A 2,620-nucleotide genomic window follows, 5' to 3' on the forward strand; every position below is an offset into this window, starting at 1 on the left:
CATTAATCGCGTCAATGGCCGCCTGGCGCATCTGAAGCTTCATGTTGATGCCCCAGGTGAGGGCCCGCCTTAAGGCATTGACCAGCCACTCATTTATCCGGCCGGGCAGTTCGGAGAACCACTGGCCTACGCTGGCGATCCACTGCGGCACAGTCTGGGTAAAGAAGTTCCAGACGTTCACGCCCCACTGGACCAGCGTACCGAGCGCGTAGCCCAGAGCGTACCCGATTAAATAAGGCAGCTGGTTGAACCACTCGCCGACGCTGGCGATCCAGGCTGGAATGGTCTCGGTGAAAAACGCGACGATACTGTTCCAGCCATTTATAAAGAAGTTTCCGATGCTTGTCCACAGGTCTGAAAAAAACTGGGGAATGCCGGCGAAAAATTCACAGACGCTGTTCCACGCTGCTGGTATGGTTTCGGTGAAGAAAGAGACGATTCCGTTCCAGATGTTGATAACGCCATTTCGGAAATCTTCGTTGGTGTTCCAAAGGTAGATGAGGACTCCAACCAATGCTCCAATTGCAGCAATCACCAAAGTAACCGGTCCTCCTAATGCCGCAATCCCGGTCTTAAGAAGTGCAAATGCTCCCTCTGCCGTTTTAACCATGCTGATAGCGGACACTACCATCTTTATTCCACTTGCAACCTTAGCTATTATTGGAACGACAGTCATTATTGTTTTCCATGTAGCAAAAGCAGATACCAGTCCGACTATTAAAGGAATAAAAGGCTGAATCGTTTCAATAAAATTTTTAATTTCGCCAATTAATCCCGGAATGCTTTCAGCTGCCCTCTTTAAACCACTCTCAAAAGCGTCTCCGATACCGGCAATAATCTCTTTTATTTCCGGAAGTCCGGCATTGCTCAACCCTTCATCAATGGCTTTTATAACCGACTCAATCCCACGAGCTACCGCGGCGCGCATGTTATCAAAAACTGCGCCCCAGCTCATTCCCGCTTCTTTGGCGGCACCTGAAATGCTTAAAACACCGTTGGTGCCCTCCTCCATGGCTTTGGAAACCGTGTCGATAAAGTCCGCCGCGCTGATCTTACCGTTAGACAGAGCGTCCTGGACATCCGCGGAGGATTGCCCGGTTGCCTGGGCATACATGCCCACCGCGTCAATCCCGGCATCGAATAAGCGGTCAAGCTGATCCATCTCAACTTTGCCCTTGGTCCGCATCTTCGCCAGCGCATCCGAAACGTTCGCGAACTGCTCCGAACTGCCATCACCGTAAAAAGCCACGGCGTCGCCCCAGATACGCACCTGCTCAGTCGCCTGGTGAATATCCAGGCCACGCGTCACAAAGTCCTGGGTAGCTTTGGCAGCCACATCCAGGCCGTAGGCTGTGCCTTTGGTGATACCTTTGAGCTCCTCCAGTGCCTTTCCAGCAGCTTCGGAGTTTCCCGTGATAGCGGTCATGGTCCGGTTGAACTGGTCCATGGTATCCATGCGGGAAAAGGCTTTGTCGATTGAGCCTCGAATCAGGCCGATTGCCGCTGATGCGACAGTAACCAGACCGATGGCACTGGCAATCTTTTTAATGCCCTCAACGGCGCCCTTGGCACTATTTGAGATACCTTTAAATGACTTCTCTGTGCTGTTTTCAAACTTAAAAAGTTCTTCACGAGCTTTTTTGCTGTTTAATAAAACATCAATAATAATGCTGCCATCAGCCAATGCTCCTCACTCTCCTTTGGAAGACATCGGCTCTCAGGCTCTACTTGTCTATTTGTACTCCTTTTTTTACTTTAATTTCAAATATTTTTCCGCAGTTACGTCCTTTACAGATAGCAAAAACGCCCTTGCTTTCAGCGTCTAGAGCTAAAGACAAAGGCATTTTATAACCACAATAAGGACATTTTATTCTTTTTTCAATACCAATCACCAGCCTTCAGGCAAATAAAAAACCACCATCTGAGAGGCGGTTTCATTCTTTATAACTCAATTTCACCATGTTCGTTTACTTGTTGATTCTTTCCGCATTTATCTTCATAATCTCGGATAAACTCTTCAACAAAAGCGATAACGAGCCCTGGATCAAAATTTATAGATTTCACTTCGTTGTCTTTACCATAATAAGAGATAACAAAAACATTCTTTGTTTTGACCTTTTGTTTTTTCCCCGTTCCCGATAAACCTCCAACAATCGCACCTGCTGGGCCAAACAGCACGGCGCCTGCAATGCCGCGACCTACTATACTTTTTTGCTTTTCCTGAATATTCTTTTCGTTGATAATATCCATTGATATTATTTTGTTTAAATCGAGGCTAAAAGTATTTTTTGCTTTTTTCTTAAAAATACCACTTGTTTCTGTGATTTTTAGAGATTCATCTTGTATTGTAATATCACAAAAAACGGAGTCTCCTTTAATCGGAAGACCTTCTAAATGCATCAAAGATAATTTGTCCATAACCCGCACCCCCATAATAATATAAACAAATTATACTATCATTCGCGGGATTGTGCAAGGAAAGCATCAATATTCCCGTCGCCCATCAAAATCTTGGTAAATTCATCCTCTTCCGCCTGATCCACCTCATTGAGGGGCAGATCCCATATGCGATGCAGCCGTTTGATTTCATTCTTCTGCTCCTGGGACATGCCTTTCTCGG

General features: G+C 46.3%; 3 protein-coding genes. All 3 read right to left on the reverse strand.

Features of this window, described 5'->3' with window-relative positions:
• Nucleotides 1-1,684, reverse strand: a 1,684-nt coding sequence (locus FYJ53_RS20985; RefSeq protein ID WP_154557781.1) for a tape measure protein, incomplete at its 3' end; no start/stop codon positions are given.
• Between the two features lie 40 nt (nt 1,685-1,724).
• Nucleotides 1,725-1,892: a hypothetical protein gene (locus tag FYJ53_RS20990; RefSeq protein WP_154557782.1), complete on the reverse strand. Its 168-nt coding sequence runs from the start codon at nt 1,890-1,892 to the stop codon at nt 1,725-1,727.
• A gap of 49 nt (nt 1,893-1,941) precedes the next feature.
• Nucleotides 1,942-2,418, reverse strand: a complete 477-nt coding sequence (locus tag FYJ53_RS20995) for a hypothetical protein (protein WP_154557783.1) — start codon at nt 2,416-2,418, stop codon at nt 1,942-1,944.
• Between the last annotated feature and the right edge of the window lie 202 nt (nt 2,419-2,620).

The sequence above is a fragment of the Eubacterium sp. BL-380-WT-2B genome (assembly GCF_009696115.1).
In the GTDB taxonomy this organism is placed as follows: Bacteria; Bacillota; Clostridia; order Eubacteriales; family Eubacteriaceae; genus Eubacterium; species Eubacterium callanderi.

Coding starts and splice junctions, on each gene's coding strand:
- FYJ53_RS20995 (WP_154557783.1), bottom strand. CDS start 2,418: ATGGACAAATTATCTTTGATGCATTTAGAAGGTCTTCCGATTAAAGGA.